Consider the following 21,147-nt stretch of genomic DNA (forward strand, 5'->3'; position numbering starts at 1 on the left):
CAGCTGAACCGGATCGCAGGAATGATCATCGCCGCGGGCGGGGGCCGTCGCATCGGCGGCCCGGAGGCCCTGCTGCACCAGGGGGAGAAGCCCCTGGTGAACCAGATGATCGACACGATGACCGAGGCGGGCTGCGAGCGGATCGTGGTCGTGCTCGGCGCCGCGGCCGACCAGGTCCGCGAGACGGCCGACCTGAGCCGGGCCACGGTGGTGATCAACCGGGCGTGGGGGACGGGCGTCGGCTCGTCCATCCGGGCCGGCCTGGCCGCGCTCGACGACGAGGGCATCGAGGCGGTCGTGGTGGTGCCGGTCGACATGCCCGGCCTGACCGTCGCCGCCGTACGCCGGGTCACCGCGCTGCCGTACCCGGACGTGCTGGTCTGCGCGACCTACGACGGGCTGCGCGGCTACCCGATGCTGTTCGGGCGCCGGCACTGGTCCGGCATCGCCACCCTGGCCAGCGCGGACGTCGGCGCCCGGCCATACCTGCTGGCCCACAAGGACCAGATCGTCGACATCGCCTGCGACTCGGTGGCGGACGGCAGCCGGGTCGACACCCCGGAACTGATGGCGCTCTACGGACTGACCGTCCCACCCCAGCGCGTCGGCGCGTAGCTGGCTGGTGTGCGACGCGGGTTGCGCGGAAAGACCGGTCAACCCGCGTCGTGGTTGGGCCGTGGCCAGCTTTCAGACGCTACTACGGGTGGCCGCCAGGGTTGGGGCTGGCCGGGACAGGTGGCGGGCGAGCGCAGCCTCGGCGCCCCTCGGCTCTGCCGTGGCGCTGTCACAGCGCTGGCGTTCCATCGGGATCGATTCGGAACGGCCGCCCGTGCACCTCGAACCGGATGCCGCCGGAGATCTCAAGGCACTCGGCCCAGACGACGAGGGCACGCTGGCCGGTGCCGGCCTCGTCAAGGACCGTCGCCACCCGGGCACTGCGCCGGTCGCCGACGGTGGTCTCGTTCAACTGGATCTCCCCGTTGATCGACCCCTGGGTCGCGGACATCACCTTCGCGATGACGCTCGGGCTGGTGGAAAAGGTCTCCGCGCTCGCCTGTATCCAGGCCGTCAGGAAACGCCCGCCCGGCAGCGCCGACAACGCCGGTGGCTTGCAGGCGATCCCCCCTGCGCCGCTGATCCCCATCGGCACGTTCCGGTCACTGCCGTCGGCGTTGAACAGGTGCGCCTCCACGCTGCTCGTGGGGAGGCCGAGGTCACTGGGGCTGCCGGCGCGGAGGTGCGCGACGGCGAACCCGTCGTCGACGACGGTTGTCGCCATCCCCCCGACGAAACCGAACAGGTTCGGCCTCAGCTCGTCACTTCGGGGGATGCCCTGAAGATCGAAGAGCCGGAAGACGAGGGCGCCTCCGCCAACCTGCGCTGGGTCGTTGCGCCAGGCGATGACGGTGTCCCCGCCAGCGAGCCGGGTCACGGTCGGATCGAGATGCGCACCGGCGGCCTGCGGTACGTCGAACTCCTCGCCGATCGGTGTGACGTCCGGACCGAATCGCCGCGCCCGGATGCGCTGCTCGGACGAGCGGCCGAGCCAGACGACCAGGTAGCCACCGTCGATCATCCCGGTGATGGCCGGCCGCTGTCCCGGGTCGATGTCGCCGGTGCTCACCCGGATCTCATTGCCGATCTTCTGCCCGTCCGGATCGAACCGCTGCAGCTTCACCTGCGGGACGGGCGGCCCCGGTGGATTGAACGGTTGCTCGATCCAGACGACGGCGAGGCCGGAACCAGCGTTGGCGACCGCGGGCCACTGCCGGTCGGTGTTCGGGGTGTCCGGGGTGGGCGTGTTGACGGAGAATTCGTCGTCGAGCGGCGTGCCGTCCGCCCGGAGGATGCGCCCCTTGATGGTCGCGTCGTTGCTGTCGGCCCAGACGACCAGGAAATGCTGGAAGCTGAGGCCGGCGACCGCCGGCTGGTGTTGCAGACCGGTCGTTGCACTGCTGATCACGATCTCGCCCATGGGACCCCCCGAGACTCACCGTAGGCCAGCTGATGCCCAGGTCACCGCTGGTTTCAAAACCGCACGCGCGGCCTGAGGGGCTGTCAGGGTGCCGCACGTCGTACGACGAGGTCCGGCGACGGCGTGGGTCCGGACGGGCTGATGATCTGTTTGGCGGCGGCCAGGATGGCCGGCTTCTGCGCGATGATCGGGGGGCCGGGGCACTTGTCGTGCCCCCAGGCGGGGCCGCCCATGCTGTGGTGGCCGAGGCCCATGCCCGACGGGTCGGCCGTCAGGGCGAGAGGGGCGCCGTACACCTGGTGCACCTTGGCGAAGATCCGGCCGATGGCGGCGATCTGCTTGTTTGTCAGCTTCTCCCAGCCGGGATGGCTGGCGTGGTGCTCGCTGCCGACGCTGAACCCGGAGCACTCCACCGAGATCCAGTGTCCGTTACCGGCCTTCTGGGTCCAGGCCTTGTCCGCGGTGTCGACCATCTGCGCGATGTCACCCTCACGACTGACGATGAAGTGCGAGGAGTTCTCGGTGTCCGGGTCCCGCTGGTGGCTGATGGTGCCCTCGTAGGTGCCGTCGGCGATGTGTACCACCAGGCCGCGAACCTCCACCATGCCGCCCGGGACCCGGTTGGCGGTGGGGCCACGCCAGTCCGCAAGATCGGTCCAGAGGGCCATCGGACGCTCCTTTCGGCAGACGTCGGTGCGAATGGCCGGCCGGCGGCCCGACAACCTGAAGGTATCGTTCTCCGAACTCTCGTTCCTGGCGTTCGGTCAACTGAAGAGGAAACGCCGTCAGACGTCGATGTTGAAGCGTTGCAGCACCGACGGGGCGACCAGACCGACCGCCGCGAGCACCGAGATCGCGGTCAGCACGGCCCGGACGACCACCACCTCGGTCTTGCCGCCGGCCCGCAGGGCGATCTTGTTGGGCAGCCCGATCGGCGTCCACATCCGACGCTTGATCGGAATCGGCCAGAGGATCGGCACCCCGGCCCGGGTGATCATGTCGCCGAGGATGTGCACGAAGCAGCCGACCCCCACGGCGGTGCCGATCAGCGGGTAGCCCCGGCCGCCGGGCAGGTTGGCGAAGGTGTACCAGGCTGCGCCGGCCGACGCGAGGGTCACGATGACCCAACCGGCGCGTTCCGCCCACTTGTCGAACAGGCCGCGCAGCGCCAGCCCGAACATGAAGAACAGGATGCCGATGACGGCCCACTTGCCGTACGCGGCGCAGAGCGTGGTGGTGCCCCAGCCGACCAGCAGGGTGAACGGGATGGTGTGGGTCAGGGTCCGATGGCCGTTGTTGCGGCGCGGGTCCTTGCTGAGCTTGGTCGCGTAGTAGACCCCCAGCGAGATCTTCTCCATCACCTCGGCGATGAAGAGCGAGAACACGCCGAAGGTGCGGGCGACGGTCGCCCCACCCTGGTTGCGGGTCACCTTGCCGGACAGGTCGAGATCCGGGAAGAGCGCCCCGCCCGCACAGACCGCGGTGCCGACGGCGAGTTCCAGCGGCGACTGGTGGTAGTCGGCGAACTGTTGCAGCGCCCAGGACCCGGCCAGCCACACCGCCGCGCCGGACAGCGCGTGGGACGGTCCCATCATGTCGGCTCACCCTCCCCAGGGATCTTGAGCGCCAAAACTACGCCACTGTAGTTCGTGTCGCACCGCAGGGGCATCGACCGGACGTCCACCAGGGACGGTGGCAGGGAGGGGGCGGGCGGCTGCGCCGTCCCGGCAGGAAGTATGCCGCGCCGGGCGGCGGACGGGCCGGTCTGGCGGTCACCGGACGGCGGCCTGCTCAGCAGGCGGCACCGCCGACCGCGAGGAGGTTCCCCTCGGGAATGGTGATCCTCCGGCGGGCCTCGCCGAGCCGGGAGGCGGCGCGTCGGGCCTGCGTCGGGCCGTGCTCCCGGCGGGCCGTCGCGTACGTGTCGACGGTCCGGGCGGCGATGGCCGCCCAGCCGTACCGCCGGCCGACCATGACGCGGGCCCGCCGGGCCACCCTCCTGGCGAAGACCTCGTCGCCGAGGAGCTGGTCGACCGCCTCGCCGAGGGCGTCCGGGTCGCTGTGCGGGAAGGTCACCCCGGTCACGCCCGGTTCGACGATCTCGGCGAGGCCGCCGGTGCGGGCCACGGCCAGCGGCGCCCCGGCGGCGGCGGCCTCCAGGGCCACCATCCCGAACGGCTCGTAGAGGCTGGGCACCACGGTCGCGTCGGTGGCGCCGAACAGCGCCGGAAGCCGAACCGAGTCCAGGAAACCGACGAAGCTGACGGTCTGCCCGAGCGTGAGGCGGCGGGCCTGCTCCTCCAGCTCGGCGCGGTAGGGGCCGTCCCCCGCGATCACCACCCGCAGCCCGGGGTGCCGGTCGCGCAGGTACGGCACCGCGTGCACCAGGTGCTGCACGCCCTTCTCGTAGACCAGCCGGCCGGCGTACCCGACGAGCGGGCCGTCGGCGGCGAACCGGGCCCGGGCGGCGGTGACGGCCCCCGGCCGGGCACGCCAGGCCCGGTCGTCGACCCCGTTGGGCACCACGTCGATCTGCCCGGCGGGCACGCCGAAGAGCGTGGTGACCTGGTCGCGCATGTAGCCGGAGCAGGCGATGATCCGGCCCGATTCGCTGGTGAGCCAGTGTTCGACGCCGTGGATGGTGCGGTTCATCTCTTCCGGCAACCAGCCCTGGTGTCGGCCGGCTTCGGTGGCGTGGATGGTGGTGACGAGGGGGATGTCGAGGTGTTGGCGCAGGGTCATCGCGGTGTGTGCGACGAGCCAGTCGTGGGCGTGGATGACGTCGTAGGTGTTGGCTTCGGTGGCGCGCAGGGCGGCGCGGGTGAGGGTGTGGTTGAAGGCCATGGTCCAGGCCAGGAGGGAGGGGGTGGCCAGGGGGAAGGTGACCGGGTCCTCGGTGGCGCGGATGATGCGGACGCCGTCGGCGTATTCCTCCAGGGGTGCGCCGTCGGTGTGTCGGGTGACGACGGTGACCTCGTGGCCGGCGGCGGCGAGGGCCACGGAGAGGGCGTGTACGTGCCGGCCCAGCCCGCCGACGAGGACCGGCGGGTACTCCCAGGAGAGCATCAGCACCCGCTGTCGCCGGGCGGGGTGGATGTCGATCACATCGGCGTCAGGTGACATGGCGGCCCCTTTGAGTTGTCCCCGAGTGCGCACCGGCGGGCACCGGAACCGGCGCCCGTCGCGGTCGCGACCGGATCGGGACCCATCCTGCTGGTGGCTGGCTAACCAGCGGAGACGCCTTCGTTGCGGTCGTGTAAAGCGCTACCGGCCGTTCCTGCGGGCGCGCAGCAGCTCGGCGACCGACCACGCCTGGAACGGGCACCCGGTCGCGGCGTGCGGGGCGAGGCCGTCGGCCGTCTCACTCACCGACCCCAGGCCGAACTCGGTCAGGTGGGCCTCGACGCCGACGAAGAGGTCGTCGACCGGCATCCTCGCCCGCCGGGCGGCGTCGGCGTACGGGCCGAGCAGCCACGGCCAGACGGTGCCCTGGTGGTACGCGCCGTCCCGCTCGGCCGGACCGCCCCGGTGCCGCCCGACGAACTCCGGCGAGTCGGGGGAGAGACTGCGCGGGCCCAGCGGGGTGAGCAGCCCGCCGGCGACCCGGCGCACGGTGGGCTCGTCGGGCACCAGCGGGGCGTACGGCAGCGACCAGGCCAGCAGCTGGTTGGGGCGCAGCAGGTCGTCGTCGTGGTGCGCGGCCCCACCCAGCGGGTACGCGGGCGCGGGTGCGTCCACCACGTCGTGCAGCCAGCCCGTCGGGGCGGGGAACCTGTCCCGGAACGCGGCGACGGCCCGCTCGTGCAGCCGCCGCAGGTCGGTCGCGTCCCGCCCCGCCAGCTCGGTCAGCTCGGCGAGGCCGGCCAGCCCGTTGACCCACAGCGCGTTGACCTCCACCGGCTTGCCGGTGCGCGGCGTGACCGGCACCCCGTACACCCGGGCGTCCATCCAGGTCAGCGCGGTGCCGGGGGTGCCGCCCTGGGTGAGCAGCCCGTCGGCCGGGTCGACGGCGATGCCGAACCGGGTGCCGGCCAGGTGCGCGTCGACCACCCCGTGCAGGGCGGGCAGCAGCTCGTCGCCGAGGTCGGTGTCGCCGGTGACGGTGACGTGCCGGCTCACCGCGTGCAGGAACCACAGGGTCGCGTCGACGGTGTTGTACTCCACCCGGCCGGTGTCGGCGGTGTTCGCGAGCATCCCCTCCGAGAGCGTCGCGGCGTACGCCCGCAGCAGCTCCCGGCCCTCGTCGGCCCGGTTCGTGCAGAGGAACAGCCCCTCGTAGGAGATCATCGTGTCCCGCGACCAGGCGCCGAACCACGGGTAGCCGGCCACCACGTCCGGCCCGGTGGGCGTGCCGATCACGAACGCGTCGGCGGCCAGCGTGAGAGTCGCCTCGACGGGGTCGGCCGGCTTCGCCGCGGCCACCACCCGCCGGTTGCGGGCCCGCGCCGCCGCCACCACCTCGGTCGCCGGGGGCGGCTCCTCGGCCAGGTCGCCGGCCCAGGCGAGCACCGACACGGTGTCACCCGGGCGCTGGAGCCCACCCGAGAAGCGGCCCGCGTACCAGAGGTCCTCGTCCGGGTTCAGGCCGCGCGCCGCCTCCTCCCGGTGGTGCACGCCGAGCCACCACTGGCCCTCCGGGCTCCAGCCCGGCCCGGCCAGCCGGAACCCGCTCTCGACCACCGCCCCGCCCGGCACCGGCTCCATCCGAGGGGTCGGGCCGTCGGCGCGGCGCTCGCCGTGCGCGTCCCGCCAGGTGCAGACGGCCGCCAGGTCGAGGCGCACCGGCCCGCCGGAGACCAGCCGGTGCACCACGGCCACGCACGGGCGGCCGTGCGTCATCGCCAGCTCCCGCTCGATCACCACGTCGCCGATCCGCCAGCGCCACCGGGGCAGCCCGTCGGTCAGGTCGAACCGCTCCAGCAGTTCGAAGCCGCGCGGGTCGACGTCGCCGGAGGACCACTCGTGCGCGCCCAGGCGCACGCGGGCGCCGGAGGGGAACAGCACGGCCGGGTCCAGGCCGACCAGTCCCACCCGGCGGGACGCCGGCGTCTCGCCCGCCACCACGAGCAGGCCGTGGTAGCGGCGGGTGCGCAACCCGCTCACCGTGCCGGTGGCGTAGCCGCCGAGACCGTCGGTGACCAGCCACTCCCGGGCGGCGCCGCCGGTCAGGTCGCCGCACACCTGCGAACCGAAGCGAATCTCGATCAACTTTCCTCCACCGGCGGCGGGGTGCGACAGGCCACGGCGAGAATGGCTCCTGTGGTGAAGTCCTCCGGCGGCGTCGAAGATGTGCGAGTGATCACCGACGTGCCACCCCCCGACGACTCCGCGCCCGACCCCGAACGGCTCCGCCTGGCTCAGGCCGACGCCGGGGAGCAGGACTGGCGCGCATGGGGTCCCTATCTGTCCGAGCGGGCGTGGGGGACGGTACGGGAGGACTACAGCGAGCACGGTACGGCCTGGGACTACTTCCCGCACGACCACGCGCGGTCCCGAGCGTACCGGTGGAGCGAGGACGGCATGGCGGGCGTCTGCGACGACCGGCAGACGTTCTGCTTCGCCCTCGCCCTGTGGAACGGCAGGGACCCGATCCTCAAGGAGCGGATGTTCGGCCTCGGCGGCGACGGCGGCAACCACGGCGAGGACGCCAAGGAGTACTGGTGGTACGAGGACTCCACCCCCACCCACTCCTGGATGCGCTGGCGGCACCACTACCCGCAGGCCGCCTTCCCGTACGACGAACTGGTCGCGGTGAACGCGCTGCGCGGCCGGGACGACACCGAGTACGAGCTGGTCGACACCGGCATCTTCGACGACGACCGGTACTGGGCGGTGACCGTCGACTACGCCAAGGCCAGCCCGACGGACATGTGCGTCGTCGTGACCGTCGCCAACCGCGGCGACCGGGCGGCCACCCTGCACGTGCTGCCCACCCTGTGGTTCCGCAACACCTGGGCGTGGGGGCTGCCCGGCGGCGACCGGATGCCCCGGCTGGTCGGCGAGGGGTCGCGGCTGGTCGGCGAGCACCGGGTGCTCGGCCAACTGCTGCTGGAGGGTGACGGGGAGCCCACGCCGCTGCTCTGCGACAACGACACCAACGCCGAGCGGCTCTGGGGGCTGCCCGGCCGGTCCCGCTACCCGAAGGACGGCATCAACGACCACGTGGTCGACGGGGCCGCGACCGTCAACCCGGCGCGGGAGGGCACCAAGGGCGCGCTGCACTACGTGCTGGACGTGCCGGCGGGGGAGCAGCGGCGGATCCGGCTGCGGCTGACCCGCACCGCCCCGCCACCCGGTGGCGCCCCGCCGCCGGCGGCCGACCTGGGCGACGGCTTCGACGCGGTGCTGTGGGCCCGGCGGGCGGAGGCGAACCGCTTCTTCGCCGGGGTGATCCCGGCCGCCGCGACCCCCGACGAGGCCCTGGTCGCCCGGCAGGCGATCGCCGGGCTGATGTGGGGCAAGCAGTTCTACCACTTCGACGTCAAGCGCTGGCTGGAGGGCGATCCGGGCTCCACGCCCCCGCCCTCCGGCCGCCGGCACGGGCGCAACAGCGCCTGGTGGCACATGGCGAGCTTCGACGTGATCTCCATGCCGGACCCGTGGGAGTACCCCTGGTACGCGGCCTGGGACCTGGCCTTCCACTGCGTCAGCATCGCCCGGGTCGACCCCGGCTTCGCCAAGGAGCAACTGCTGCTCCTGCTCCGCGAGTGGTACCTGCACCCCAACGGCCAGATCCCGGCGTACGAGTGGGCGTTCGGCGACGTGAACCCGCCCGTGCACGCGTGGGCGGCGCTGAAGGTCTTCGAGATCGACGGTGGCCGGGACCACGACTTCCTGGCCCGGGTGATGCACAAGCTGCTGCTCAACTTCACCTGGTGGGTCAACCGCAAGGACACCGGCGGCAACAACGTCTTCGAGGGCGGCTTCCTCGGGCTGGACAACGTCGGCCCGTTCGACCGGTCGGCGGCGCTGCCGGTGGCCGGGGTGCTGGAGCAGTCCGACGGCACCGGCTGGATGGCCATGTACGCGCTGAACCTGCTCGACATCGCCGTCGTGCTGGCCGAGCGAGACCGCACCTGGGTGGACACCGCCACCAAGTTCTTCGAGCACTTCACGTACATCGCCGCCGCCGCGTACGAGCAGGGCCTGTGGGACGACGAGGACGCGTTCTTCTACGACGTGCTGCGGCTCGCCGACGGCACGAAGGTGCCGCTAAAGGTCCGCTCGGTTGTCGGCCTGCTGCCGCTCGCGGCGACGACCCGACTCACCGCCCGCACCCTGCACCGGCTGCCCGAGCTGAGCGCCCGGCTGCGCTGGTTCCTGACCAACCGCCCCGAGTACGCCGACGTGATCGGCGCCCGGCGGCTCGGCCCCGACGGGCGTCAGCACCGGCTGCTGTCCATGGTCGGCCCGGAGCAGATCGTCAAGCTGCTCGCCCGGATGCTCGACACCGACGAGTTCCTCTCCGAGTACGGCCTGCGCACGCTGTCCCGGGCACACCTCGACAAGCCGTTCTCGGTGACCCTCGGCGGCCAGGAGTTCAGCGTCGGCTACGAACCGGCCGAGTCGACCAGCGGCCTGTTCGGTGGCAACTCGAACTGGCGCGGCCCGATCTGGATGCCGACCAACTTCCTGCTGATCAGCGCCCTGCGCGACTACGCGGCCTTCTTCGGCGACGACCTCCAGGTGGAGTACCCGACGCGCTCCGGGGCGAAGCGGACCCTCGACGAGGTCGCCGACGACCTCTCCGCGCGGCTGATCTCGCTGTTCACCCGCGACGACTGGGGCCGGCGGCCGATCTACGGCGCCGCCCAGCTCTTCCAGACCCACCCGGACTGGCGGGACCTGATCTGCTTCCCCGAGTACTTCCACGGCGACAACGGCGCCGGGCTGGGCGCCTGGCACCAGACCGGCTGGACGGCGTTGGTCGCCGACCTGATCCTCACCCTGCGCCGCTGAGCCCGCGCGACCGGGGCCGCCGTGCCGGAGGCCGGACAGCTCGCCGGCCCGCGATCCCGTCGCGGGCGGCGGCCCCGACGAAACTCGGATGAGTGGGCCGGCGGCCCGCAGTACCGTGGCCCCGGCCAGCACCGGGGAGGAAGAACATGGGGAACGTGAGCCGCCGACGCGACGGGCAGGTGCTCGTCTTCGACGCCGACGACACACTCTGGGAGAACAACGTCCTCTTCGAGCGGGTGATCGGCGACTTCCTGGAGTGGCTGGACCATCCGACCCTCGACCGGGCCGAGATCCGGGCGATTCTCGACGACATCGAGCGGGCCAACGCGGTCGCCCACGGGTACGGCAGCAAGGTCTTCCTACGCAGCCTGGGGGAGTGCCTGGAGCGGCTGCGGCAGCGACCCGCCACCGAGGCGGAGCGGCGCGAGATCGATGGCCTGGCGGCGGCCCTGGTCGCGCACCAGGTGGAGTTGATGCCCGGGGTCACCGAGGCCTTGGACGCCCTGGCCGGTCGGCACGAGCTGCTGTTGCTGACCAAGGGTGAGCGTGCGGAGCAGCAGCGCAAGCTCGACGCATCCGGGCTGCTGCACCACTTCCGGGCCGCGCACATCGTGCGGGAGAAGGACGTCGACACCTACCGGTGGCTGACCCGGGAACACGGCGTCGACCCCGCGGTCACCTGGATGATCGGCAACTCCCCGAAGTCCGACATCCGGCCCGCCCGCGCCGCCGGGCTGAACGCCGTGTTCATTCCCAACGACAACACCTGGGTGCTGGAGCACGACGAACTGGACCCGGCCGACCCGGGCGTACTGCGGCTGTCTGCCTTCCCCGAACTGCTGCGCCACTTCTGACCGGCCGACGGTCCGGCGCCCGGCCAGGTGCCGTCGCGACGGTTGTGTCGACCTCGGTGCCAACCGCGTGCCGGTCAGGGCTCGATCGGACGGACCCGATCGCGGTACCGCTCCTGGAGGGCGGCGTTGCGCGCGTCGCCCCAGGCGAGATTCGCGGAGGTGTGTACCGGCGGGTTGATGCCGCGCTCCAGCAGCCGGCGGCAGACCAGTTCGGTGAGGAGCTGCGCGATGAGCACCCCCGTGAACGACGAGACCGCCCCTATCCGAACGCCTGGGGTGATCTCCAGTGCCGCGTCCCCCGCCGGGGCCAGGTTGTCGATCACCACGTCGGCCAGGTCGGCGAGATGCGGCCCCTCGGTGGTACGTGCCCCGGCGGAGCGGGTGTGTGCGAGTGAGGTGACGGCGACGATCGGATGTGCCCGCTCACGGGCCAGCGTCGCCATCTCGACAATGGCGGCGTTGATGCCGGAGTTGGAGACGATCAGGAAGGCGTCCTGCGCGGCGGGCGCGGCGAGCGCGTAGATCCGTTCGGCCAGGCCGGACTCGCGCTCGTACGTCGGGTCGAGGATCGGTCCCGGGTCGGCGCCGCCGAACATCACGAGGTCCTTCACCGCCAGCATGCCGACGGGGGCGAGACCACCGGCGCGTGCCGCGAGTTCGAGGGTGACGATACGTGAGTGGCCGGTCCCGAACGCCTGGAGGACACCGTCGGCGGCGATGGTGTCGGCAACGAGCGTGGCCGCCGACTCGATGGCACCGAGCTGCGTGGCGAGGATCTGTTCGAGTGCGGTCCGGGCGATGTCGGCGTAGGCGGGTTCAGACACTGTTCCTCCTGGAACGGTCGCGGTCGCGGGCGGCTTCACGGGCGGCCTCGACGGCGGCCTCGACGAGGATCTCTCCGCTGCCGGCGCTGACCGGGCTGGCATAGGTTTCGTAGCAGGGTGGTGTGTCGCGGGTGGGTAGGTAACCGAGGTAGCCGTTGGTGTAGCCGAGGACGACGACGTCGGAGACCTGGTCCGCCGCCGCCGAGCGGATCGCTTCGCCCAGTTCCAGGAACAACTCGCCGGGGACACCGACGACCGTGACCCCGTCGAGGTCGACCGCCGCGACCTCGGCCACGTACGGTTCGGTGCGCTGGCGGGCGGCCTGCTCCTCCGCGATGCGCAGTCCCTGTTGCAGGACCAGGCGGATCCGGTCGTCTCCGACCTGGGGGGCCGGCAGGGCGGACGCGTCGAACTCCACCGGCTGTTTGGGCCGGAGCCGGACGTTGCGCGAGACCGGTGGCCGCACCGGCGCCGCCGGAACGTGGCCGTCGGATGGTGGCGGCTCCACGCGGCTGGCCACCCGGGCGCCGAGCCGGTCCACCTCCGGTCGCCCGTGTCCCTGGCGGGTGTGCCGGGTGCTGATGTCGCCGGCGGCACCGGTGGCGACGACCACCCACCTGTCGGGCGCGGACAGTGCTCGGCGGATACCGCCACTCAGGTCGGCGCTGACCTGGTTGTTGTCGGCGGGCAGGACGGTCGGGTGGACCGGGGAGACCACGATCAGGCCGACCACGGCGTCATCCGCGGTGACCGCGATGGTGTCGACGGGAATGTCCATCGGCGGTGTGGCCGCGAGGTTGCGGCGACCCGCGAGCCCGGGAACCAGGGTGCGGGTGGCGCCGAGCCTGGCTGCCCGCTCGGACGCCACGGCGTGGCGCGCGGCCGTGAGTGACGCGGCGACGAGCCGGTCGCCGACGGATCGTGGCGTGACCCCGCCGCCGGGGAAACAGCCCGACTCGGGGCTCGCGTGCGTGTGCGTGGCAGCAACCCAGCAGGAGGGCACGCCGATGCCCCGCATGGCGGTCCGGATGCGATCGACGACGTCGACATTCACGCAGATCAGGTCCGCGACCACCAGCGCGAACCGGTGGCCGTCGTCGGCGAAGGTCACCACGTGGACCTCGAGCGCGTCGAGGACGCCCTGGACGCCCTGGGACCGGTCGATGTATCCACCCATGGGTTCTCCGGGCACGGCCGCGAAGCGGGCCGTCCCGTGTCCGACCCTCACGCGTCTCCGCCCGGGTTCTGGTCCGCCAGCAGGCGGGCGTAGGGGCCGGTGCCGCGCAGGAGCGTGGGGCCGCCCTCGAGCGGCTTGGCCCTGGGGCTGACCAGCGGCACTCCTCTGGCGTCGAGCTCTGTGGACAGTGCCCGGTAGAGGGCGTTCCCCGGGGACAGGAGCCGCCCGCTGTACGAAACCCGGCGGTCCGCCCCGTCGAGGCGGAGTCGGCTTGTCGCCGCCGCCACCGCGTCAGCGAGATCGGTTGCGGCCGTGGCGCAGATGCGGGTCGCCACCGGGTCGCCCTGGGCGGCCGAGTCGAGGACGTCGAGAGCGAAGGCCGCCGTGCGTGGGATCATGGCGGGGTCCCGGTAGTACCGCTGGAGCGCCGCCAGGTCGCTGCCCCCGAGCGCAGCGACGAGGCGGTCGACCAGCGCGGTTTCCGGGCCGACCCGGTCGTACGACGCCGTCGCGGCGCGCATTCCGGCCAGCCCGATGGCGAACGCGCTGCCGCGGTCGCCGAGATGTGGGCCCCACCCGTCGAGCCGGGCGTAGTTTCCGTCGGCGGCCACCGCCAGAACTGTCGTCCCGGTGCCGACGCACAGGAGCACGCCGGCACCGGCGAGGGCACCGGCGTGGGCGAGGACGCTGTCCTCCACGATCGTGGTGGGGCCGCCGAGGAGTCTCGTGATGGCGAGGGCGAGGTGTCGACGCTCGGCGCGATCACCCGGTATGCCGGTCAGTCCGGCGAGCACCCCTGCCACCTCTGTGGGAAGGGAGATGGTGCCCGCAGCGCCGCGGATGGACTCCAGGATCCTGGTGACGCCGTCCTCGCCGGGCTGGTGGACGAAGCCGGGCCCGACCCCGAGGTGACGGCCCTCCGGGGTGCTCAGCAGCATCCTGAGCTGCGATTTTCCGCCGTCGATGGTGATGGTGGCTGTCATCGTGACATCCCGGCGGTCAGACCGGCGACGATCTGCTTGGTCGCCAGTGCGAACACCACGGCCAGCGGGACCAGAGCGATCACGAGCCCGGCGAACAGGGTGCCGCGATCGGCGGCGAACTCGCCGAAGAACCGGGTCAGTCCGACGGGGATGGTGTACTTGTCGCCGCTGCGCATCAGCACCAGCGGGTAGAAGAAGTCGTTCCAGGTCGGCGCGAACTGGAAGACCGTGACCACCGCGAGCGCCGGACGCATCAGGGGCAGCACGATCGACACGAACAGGCGTCCCTCGTGCGCTCCGTCGAGCCTCGCGGCCTCCTCCAACTCCCCGGGGAACCCCCGCATGAATCCCATGATCACGAAAACGGAGAACGGAACGCCGCTCGCCGCGTAGAGCAGCACCAGCCCGATCCGGCTGTCGATGAGACCCATCGACTGGAACATGTAGAACACCGGCAGCAGGCCGAGCTTCGCGGGAATCATCAGGCCCGACAGGAAGAACGCCGCCAGCAGAGCGCGTCCCCGAAATCTCCACCTGGCCAGGGCGTAGGCGGCCAGCGCCGACACGCCGACGCACAGCACCACCGAAGCGCCGGTCACCGTCAGGGAGTTGATCAGGTACGTCGAGATCGACGCGGTCTCCCAGGCGCGGACGTAGTTGCTCACGTCGAGCGAACCGGGCAACCCGACCGGTGCGCGAAGGATCTCCGCGTTGGAACGGAACGAACCGATCAGCACCAGCAGCAGCGGGCCGAAGGCGATGCCGGCATACGCCCACAGAACGACCTGGACAGCGATGCCGCGGGTGAGTGGACGCTGGCGGGTGCTGTCCGGGCGTGAGGGCCCACTGGCGGTTCCCGGCGTCGTGCGAGGGGTGGTCGTCACGGCGTTCATCTAGGTGACCTCCCGGCGGCGCAGTGCCCGCTCCAGTAGGACGGAGATCCCGAAGATGAGTACGAAGATCAGCATGGCCAACGCCGAGGACTCTCCGATCGCGTTGCTGCCGCCCTGGAAGGCGGTCCGGTAGTAGAGCAGGCCCAGCACGTCCATCGCGCCGCCGGGTCCGCCGTCGGATCCGCCCAGCGCGTAGACGAGGTCGAAGATGTTGAAGCTCCCGATGAACGTCAGAACGGTGATCACCCCGACGGCCGGCATGAGGAGGGGGAACCGGACACTCCAGAAGGCCCTGGTGGCTGATGCGCCGTCGATGGCGGCGGCCTCCTCCAACTCGCGTGGGACACCGGCCAGGGCGGCGCCGAAGATGAGCATGGGCCCACCGATCCACTGCCAGGCGTTGACCAGGATCAGTACCGGCAGCGCGGTGTCCGGCTCACCGAGCCACGGGCGTGCCCACGAGTCCAGGCCGACAGCCCTGAGCACGTGATTGATCGGGCCGAAGGTGGGGCTCAGCAGGAGCGACCAGATGTAGCCGACGATCAGCGGGCTGATCAGGTAGGGAAGGGAGAAGAGGGTCTGGAACAACCGCTTCCCCCACGGGTTCCGGTGGAGGAGTACGGCCAGGCCGAGCCCGATGGTGTTCTGGATCGCCATGGTGCCGACGAAGAAGAGCACGTTGTGCCCCAGCGCGGTGGTGATCTCATCGCTCAGCGGATAGCGGGTGAGGATCTCCCGGTAGTTGCCGATGCCGACGAAGCCCGCCTGGCGGGTGCCCTCCCAGCGGAACAGCCCGTAGTAGAAGGCGGTGACCAGAGGCACCACGACGAACAGGCCGTAGAGGGCGAATGCCGGTAGGCAGAATGCCGCGATCCACCCCGGAGGGGTCCGTCCTGCCTGGCGGCGTCGCCGCCGGGCAGGACGGACATTCAGTTCTTGGGCCGGAACCACTGATCGACCCCTCGCTGGATGTGTCCGGCCGCATCAGCGGCGTCCCGTCGCCCGAGCAGATAGTCGGAGAAGGCCGCCGAGGCGAGGTCCCAGGCCGTGGGCGACCCACCGGAGAAGTACGCGTAGGTGACGTACGGGCTCGGGTTCTCCTGGTAGCCCCGCAAGGCCTGGGCCAGGAGCTTGTCCTGGGGCTGGACGTTTGGCACCGCGGAGATCTGGCGCAGTTCGTCGGAGTACGCGCGGCCGAACTCCTCCGACGCCATCCATCGCACCAGGTCCAGCGCGGCCTCCCGCTTGGGGGACTTCGCCGAGACTCCGAACGAACCGTCGACGTAGCCGGGAACGAGCGTCTTGTCGACCGCCGCGCCGGGTGCGGGCGGCACGTTGAAGATGCCCATCTTCAGGTCGGGGTTGGCCTTCTCGAACACGCCGAGCTCCCAGATCCCGCCCGGGAACATCGCGGCGCGGCCGGAGGTGAAGAGTGCCTGTGCGTCGGCGTAGCTCACCCCGGAGGACTGCGGTGGCCAGTACTTGTTGGTGCCCTTCCACGCCTCTACCGACTTCACCCAGGGGGCGTCGGTGAACTTCGCCCCGCCGGCGAGCATCTTGGTGAGGTAGTCGGTGCCACCGTACGTCGTGGCGCCGAAGATCTCGTGCTGGATCGGCAGCATCCAGGTGTCGGTGACCGTGCTCGCCAGCGGGATGACCTTGGCGCTGTTGAGCTTTTCGAACGCCGCGATCATGTCGGCCCAGGTGGTGGGGGCCGTGATGCCGTGATCGGCGAAGAGCTTCTCGTTGTAGATCACGTGCAGGGTCTGGAGTGCGAAAGGCACTCCGTAGACCTTTCCGTCGCTTTCGCCTCGGGCGCCGTCGAGAACTGGTTTCGAGAAGCCGGACAACTCCTTGATCTGGTCATCGAGGGGTACCAGACCGCTGGCGGCGACCAGCGGCTGGAGCAGGCCGTAGGAACGGAGCTGCGCCACGTCGGGGCCGCTGGCGTCGGTGAGCCCTGTTTTGAGGATCGTGTCGTATTCGGTGTTCTTGTAGGGGACGTATTCCACGGTCACACCGGGGTTGGCGTCCTCGTAGATCTGGAAGATCTTGTTGTATGCCGCGACATCCTCCTGTCGCCATCCCCAGACCTTCAGGTTGACGGCGTCACCGCCGCTGTCACCGCTCTCGCCGCTGCCTGGTGCGCACGCGGCGAGGGTGACGGTGAGCAGCGCCGCTGCTCCCAACACACCGCACTTCCTGGGCATCCGTGTCTCCGATCGTCGTTGTCGGCACCCCAGCCGACCCGGGGAGAGCTCGACTGTAATACTGGTATAGACCGCTGGTCAACGGGTAGGGCGATGCCATCCGAGGTGCGCGGTGCTGCCCGTACGATGGCGTCAATCGCATAGAAAGGAGACGAACTCGTGCCAAGGACGCGACACGAGCCGAGCGACGGAGCGCTTGAGTCGGTACTGGCGGAGCAGAGCCGCGGTAAGGGCAGGCACATCATCGACGTGCTCACCGCCTTGGTGCTGAACTCCCGAGACGGCGCGCTGCTCCCGTCCGAGAGGGTCCTCGCCGAGCGGTTCGGCGTGGCCCGGATGACTGTCCGAGGCTCCATCGACGCGCTGGAGACGAAAGGAATGGTCCGGCGGGTCCCTGGGCGTGGCACCTTCGTGCAGCATCCGACCCTGACCCATTCGGAGATATTCCGTTCCTTCAGCGAGGACATGCGAATGCGCGGCATGACGCCGGGCGCCAAGAGCTATCGCAGTCGCACCCGCCCGGCCACCCGCACCGTGGCCGTCAACCTCGGCATCGCTCCGGGCGAGCCGACCCACTACATCGAGCGGATCCGTACCGCCGACGAGATCCCGATGGCGCTGGAGCGGACCAACCTCGCCGCGGCGCGATTCCCCACCCTGCTCGACGTGTTGGGGCGCGACGACTCGCTCTACGACGTTCTGGGGCGCGCCTTCGGCGTACGACTCGAATCGGCACGGCAGACCGTCACCATCGCGCGGCTGACCGCCACCGAGGCGAAGCGGCTCGAAGTCGCCGAGGACAGCCCGGCGTTCCTGATCGAGCGCATCTCCGTCGACAACATGGGCAAGGTCGTGGAGTTCGGGCGGTCGCTCTACCGTGGGGACCGCTACGCCATCCAGATGCGCGTCAGCCCACCGACGCAGGGCGGCTGACGCGCATCCGGATGATCTGGCTACCCGATTCCGGCGAAGTAGTGCTCCTGGATCTCGGTCGCCGTCAGCGCGCGATCATAGATCGCCGCCTCGTCGAGGTCGCCCTGCAGCCGCTGGGACGAGTCGTCTCCGCGGCCACCGAGCTTGACGCTGGCCGTACCGCTGCCCGGGGCCACCGTCGTCGCGACAGTGTTGTCCGCGACGCCGTCGAGGTACACGGTCAGCCGCGATCCGTCGAACACGGCGGCGACGTGGTGCCACTTGTTCGGCGTCAGCTGGGTGCGACCGGACACGACGCCGTGTCCCTTACCCGGAGAGCCGAGCGACCACGCCTGCAGGACGCCGCTGCTCGCCCTCAACGCGTACCCGCTGTGCGCCGGCCCGGTGTAGCTCTCGATGATCGCCTGCCCGGGCGACGGAACGAGCGTGTCGAGCTTGACCCACGCCTCCAACGTGAAGGGCCCGGTCAGATTGGTACGCGGGGCACGCGGCACGTCGATGTAGCCGTTCGAGATGTCGGCCGCACCGTTGCCGGCGAGCACGCCCCCGACACCCGGCACCGCACCCAGGTAGGTTCCGTTCTGCCCGCTGGTGGAGCTGTCGACGGCAGTCGTGGAACCGGCCGCGTCGCCCAGCCTCCAGTAACCGGACGGGTTGGCCGTGGTCACGAGTTCCGGATAGTTGCCCTCCCCCACGATGATCGTCAGCGGCAGGTTCACCGGCGCGACGCCATCCTTGTGGAACGTCACTGTCACCTGGTGCCGGCCCGGGGCGGTGCCGGCCGGGACGGTAACGGCGACCGGCACGCTCGTGACGATGGTCCGACCATCCGGTCGCGCCTGGAGAACCTGCGTCGCCGGGGTGACGGTCCAGCCGTCCGGGCCACTGGCAGCGACATTTGCCTTCACCCGGCCCTCGTCGAACACCTCGAGAGCGACCTGGAACCGTTTGGTCGCCCCGGGCGCGATGAACGCGCCCGACGGTTCGACCGAGACCCGACCGCGCAGCACGTCGGAGTAGTACGGGACGATCTCGTAGACGCGCGGCGCGACGCTACCGGGAGTCCACTGGATCCGGACCGCGCTGGCTGTGACGTCCTTGGCCGGCACCTTGGTGAATCCGTCGGCGAGCTGCCCGAGGTCCACCCAGGTGTCGCCCACGAGCGCCTGGATCATGCCGTCCGCGGGGGCGGTCGCGTCCTGTACCACGGTCACCGCCGAAAGCTTGTGCGGCTTGGTGATCGGGACCGTGATCGCGTCCCCGGCCTGCGGCGCGCTGGCGGCGACGTAGGCCGTGTCGTCGCGCCGGTCGGTAAGATTCGCCAACCGGGAACCCGATGCGGCAGCCGGGGTACCGGTGGGGGCGCCAAGGTCCCCGTACCAGCGGTCGCCGATATAGGCGTCGTTCTGGGACGCCGCGAAGCTCAGCAGCTCGTCGACCGGACCGGGGCTGATCTGGTGCCAGGTGCGGTCGAGGATGAGACGGGCGTTCGACTGGTCCCGTCGGGCCACCCAGGCGGCTTCGCTGGCACCCTTGTCCTGAGCCTTGAGAATACGCAGGGCTGCCCGACCGGCCTGGCCGGTAACGCCGACGCGGTCCAGCCAGGGCGCGATCTGCTTGAGCAGGACGGGGTTGTCGAGCTTTGCCCGGAGTTCGGCGGGGAGCGCCTCGAGGCGGCGCAGCTCACGGTCGACCCGGTCGAGCTGGGCGGTCACGGGACGGCCCGCCCGGTAGTCGGCGATGAGACGGTTGATGAGCGCCGCGAACTCCGGCCGGGTGGTGGCGTCCAGGACGCTGGCCCGGTTGTTCTCGGCGAAGAGCCTCAGCTCCTCGTACGCGTCACCGCCGAGAATCTGCAGCGTGTGTGTCCACGAACGTTCCGCGTCGTAGGCCCCCGGGTTCCAGGCGTAGTCGGCCTGGGTGCCGAGGGCGATCTGCGAGGCATCCTGGAAACCGACGAGCTCGTTGAACGAGATGCCGATCGTCTTGTCCGCCATGCCGGCGTCGCGGTTCTTCAGCGGGCCCAGCAGCAGCCGGTTGGTGCTGTAGTCGTTGACCGGGTAGTTGTCCCAGAGCATGATCCGGTGCCGCGACCACACCTCCTGGGCAGCCTGGAGGTCCGCTTCGGTGATGCTCGGCGAGACCACTGCCGGACCCGTCCAGTAGAGGTCGACCTCGGTGCTCAGCAACTCGTCGAAGCGATCCGTGTACGGGGTCTTCGTCATGCCCCAGTACTCCGTCGGCACGGTCACCATGCGGCTGGCGCCGGGGCGCTTCTCGATGAACTCCTTCTGCACGAAGTTGGTGACTTCGGCCTGGGCGATCGCGAGCGGTGACCGGTCGCCGCGGTAGGCGTCCCGGTCCTCCTGGCAGGCGAAGTTGCCTGACACGTCGTCCCAGGCGATGACGTAGCTTCGGACACCGATGTCCCACATCTGCTCGAAGCGTGCCAGCAGCTTGGCCCGATCGGTTTCGCGTACGTGACAGATCCCCTTGCTGGGCGCCATCGGCGCCTCCGGCGAGATCCGGTACACGAAGTCGACATGCCGCGCCTTCGCCAGGTCGACGATCTCCTTCAGCAGGGCCAGCTCGGACGCGTCGTACAACGAGGCCCAGTTCGAACCGGTGCGCAGGTCGTCCGCCGGCCCGTAGAAGAACTGGTTCATCTTGTGCCGCGCCAGGAACTCGATCTGCGAGCGCCGGTCTTCCTGCGACCAGACCGGTCCGTAGAAGGACTCCATACCGCCACGGATCTGATACCCCGGCCAGTCGCGGATCTGTACGCCGTCGACGACCACCCGGGAGCCCTTGGCCACGAGCAGTTGGCGGAGCGACTGGACCGCGTAGAAGGTGCCGGTGCCATCCACGCCGGAGAGGACGATCCGCTGTCGGCCACGCTCGTCGTGACCAGCCGCCAACACGTACCCCTGACCGGGTAGCGACTCAGGGCCCGCGACCTTGAGGGCGCGTAGCGCATCGGTGCTCGCCGGCGTCTCGCGCGGCCCGCCCAGGACGATCATCGGCGCGCGTGTCGCCAGGTCGGCGTGGTGCACGATCCGGGCCGTGACGCCGTGCGCGGACAGCAACTCCACGAGCGATGTACGCGCTGCCGGGTCGGCGGCCTCGCCCACGACGACATCGATGTTCCTGGGTAGCGCCACGGATCCCGGACGCGAGTCGATCTGCTGCGGCACCGGAAGGATCCGCGCCGCCTGGCTGGGAGCCGGTCGCTCGGCGCTGGCAGGCAGGGGGGCCAGCACGCCCACGGTGAGCGTGACCGATGCGGCGAACGTGACTATGCGGCGACAACCGCGAGATGTGCGTGAACGGAACACGCGA

16 protein-coding genes are annotated in these 21,147 nt (G+C 70.8%); 4 read left to right on the top strand and 12 right to left on the bottom strand.

Annotated elements, in window-relative coordinates:
• Nucleotides 1–21: 21 nt before the first annotated feature.
• The gene (locus AB0D32_RS23660) at nt 22–615 is read left to right on the top strand and encodes a nucleotidyltransferase family protein (protein WP_350918017.1); all 594 of its coding nucleotides are present in this window, start codon (nt 22–24) and stop codon (nt 613–615) included.
• A 169-nt stretch (nt 616–784) separates the two neighbouring features.
• Here AB0D32_RS23660 and AB0D32_RS23665 read toward each other — a convergent pair whose 3' ends face one another.
• The 5 genes from AB0D32_RS23665 to AB0D32_RS23685 form a co-directional block, all read right to left on the bottom strand.
• Nucleotides 785–1,975, bottom strand: a complete 1,191-nt coding sequence (locus AB0D32_RS23665; protein WP_357094019.1) for a hypothetical protein — start codon at nt 1,973–1,975, stop codon at nt 785–787.
• Nucleotides 1,976–2,058: 83 nt separating this feature from the next.
• Nucleotides 2,059–2,643, bottom strand: a complete 585-nt coding sequence (locus AB0D32_RS23670; RefSeq protein WP_357094024.1) for an N-acetylmuramoyl-L-alanine amidase — start codon at nt 2,641–2,643, stop codon at nt 2,059–2,061.
• Nucleotides 2,644–2,760: 117 nt separating this feature from the next.
• Entirely contained in the window at nt 2,761–3,570 is an 810-nt protein-coding gene (locus AB0D32_RS23675) for a metal-dependent hydrolase (protein ID WP_357094028.1), read from the bottom strand.
• A 196-nt stretch (nt 3,571–3,766) separates the two neighbouring features.
• Nucleotides 3,767–5,098 carry a glycosyltransferase family 4 protein gene (locus AB0D32_RS23680; protein ID WP_357094033.1) on the bottom strand — a complete coding sequence of 444 codons (1,332 nt, stop codon included), beginning with the start codon at nt 5,096–5,098 and terminating at the stop codon, nt 3,767–3,769.
• Between the two features lie 141 nt (nt 5,099–5,239).
• The gene (locus AB0D32_RS23685; RefSeq protein WP_357094038.1) at nt 5,240–7,183 is read right to left on the bottom strand and encodes an amylo-alpha-1,6-glucosidase; all 1,944 of its coding nucleotides are present in this window, start codon (nt 7,181–7,183) and stop codon (nt 5,240–5,242) included.
• 42 nt (nt 7,184–7,225) lie between these two features.
• On the opposite strand from AB0D32_RS23685, the gene AB0D32_RS23690 reads away from it, so the two are divergent.
• Nucleotides 7,226–9,934, top strand: coding sequence for a glucosidase (locus AB0D32_RS23690; RefSeq protein WP_357094045.1), 2,709 nt, complete (start codon nt 7,226–7,228; stop codon nt 9,932–9,934).
• A gap of 146 nt (nt 9,935–10,080) precedes the next feature.
• Nucleotides 10,081–10,788 (top strand): HAD family hydrolase, encoded by a 708-nt coding sequence (locus AB0D32_RS23695; protein ID WP_357094048.1) that lies wholly within the window; start codon nt 10,081–10,083, stop codon nt 10,786–10,788.
• 74 nt (nt 10,789–10,862) lie between these two features.
• On the opposite strand, the gene AB0D32_RS23700 is transcribed toward AB0D32_RS23695, so the two are convergent.
• The 6 genes from AB0D32_RS23700 to AB0D32_RS23725 form a co-directional block, all read right to left on the bottom strand.
• A complete protein-coding gene (locus AB0D32_RS23700; RefSeq protein ID WP_357094051.1) occupies nt 10,863–11,612 on the bottom strand; it encodes an SIS domain-containing protein in 750 nt (249 codons plus the stop codon).
• On the bottom strand, nt 11,605–12,789 hold the full coding sequence (locus tag AB0D32_RS23705) for a hypothetical protein (RefSeq protein WP_357094054.1): 1,185 nt from the start codon (nt 12,787–12,789) through the stop codon (nt 11,605–11,607). The genes AB0D32_RS23700 and AB0D32_RS23705 overlap by 8 nt, the downstream gene beginning before the upstream one ends.
• A gap of 47 nt (nt 12,790–12,836) precedes the next feature.
• Nucleotides 12,837–13,772, bottom strand: a complete 936-nt coding sequence (locus tag AB0D32_RS23710; RefSeq protein WP_357094060.1) for a BadF/BadG/BcrA/BcrD ATPase family protein — start codon at nt 13,770–13,772, stop codon at nt 12,837–12,839.
• Nucleotides 13,769–14,665 (bottom strand): carbohydrate ABC transporter permease, encoded by an 897-nt coding sequence (locus AB0D32_RS23715; RefSeq protein ID WP_357094065.1) that lies wholly within the window; start codon nt 14,663–14,665, stop codon nt 13,769–13,771. The genes AB0D32_RS23710 and AB0D32_RS23715 overlap by 4 nt, the downstream gene beginning before the upstream one ends.
• Entirely contained in the window at nt 14,666–15,490 is an 825-nt protein-coding gene (locus AB0D32_RS23720; RefSeq protein ID WP_357094070.1) for a sugar ABC transporter permease, read from the bottom strand.
• Between the two features lie 104 nt (nt 15,491–15,594).
• Complete coding sequence (locus tag AB0D32_RS23725; protein ID WP_357094075.1) at nt 15,595–16,857, bottom strand: extracellular solute-binding protein; 1,263 nt, start codon at nt 16,855–16,857, stop codon at nt 15,595–15,597.
• 177 nt (nt 16,858–17,034) lie between these two features.
• Between AB0D32_RS23725 and AB0D32_RS23730 the strand changes: the two genes are divergently transcribed.
• Nucleotides 17,035–17,808, top strand: coding sequence for a GntR family transcriptional regulator (locus tag AB0D32_RS23730; protein WP_357094079.1), 774 nt, complete (start codon nt 17,035–17,037; stop codon nt 17,806–17,808).
• A 20-nt stretch (nt 17,809–17,828) separates the two neighbouring features.
• Here the strand turns inward: AB0D32_RS23730 and AB0D32_RS23735 are convergent, their stop codons facing one another.
• Nucleotides 17,829–21,068, bottom strand: coding sequence for a beta-N-acetylglucosaminidase domain-containing protein (locus AB0D32_RS23735; RefSeq protein WP_357094085.1), 3,240 nt, complete (start codon nt 21,066–21,068; stop codon nt 17,829–17,831).
• Nucleotides 21,069–21,147 lie beyond the last annotated feature (79 nt).

This window comes from Micromonospora sp. NPDC048170 (assembly GCF_040652795.1).
Taxonomy (GTDB): Bacteria; Actinomycetota; Actinomycetes; order Mycobacteriales; family Micromonosporaceae; genus Micromonospora.